Origin of the sequence: Pseudomonas sp. HY2-MNA-CIBAN-0224 (genome assembly GCF_040310285.1) — a bacterium.
In the GTDB taxonomy this organism is placed as follows: Bacteria; Pseudomonadota; Gammaproteobacteria; order Pseudomonadales; family Pseudomonadaceae; genus Aquipseudomonas; species Aquipseudomonas helleri.
Genome location: NZ_JBEOPQ010000533.1, coordinates 1 through 271, shown reverse-complemented (window position 1 = coordinate 271; position 271 = coordinate 1). Strand labels below are relative to the sequence as shown.

1 protein-coding gene is annotated in these 271 nt (G+C 46.5%); it reads right to left on the bottom strand.

Annotated features, from left to right (window positions below; translation table 11 throughout):
• Positions 1 to 271, bottom strand: a 271-nt coding sequence (locus AAEZ03_RS27450) for an AI-2E family transporter (RefSeq protein ID WP_350583012.1), incomplete at both ends; no start/stop codon positions are given.

The following is a 271-nucleotide window of genomic DNA, read 5'->3' as shown; positions in this document are numbered from 1 at the left end:
AATCCGATCTTATCGCCCAACAATAAAGGCTGTAGGATGTAGCCTTCTGCCGCTTGACCGATTAAAAATGCGCCAACGATTAAGGATAAATACGTCCAATCTAAGCCAAACTGGAACAAACACGCAATAATAGCAGCGATGAAGCCAATACCGAAGCCCAGATAAGGCACGAAGCTAGCAATACCCGCAACCATGCCGATAATAAGACCCAGCTCAAGGCCAATGAGCTGAAGTTGTACGGCATAAATGGCACCCAACAACACCATCACCA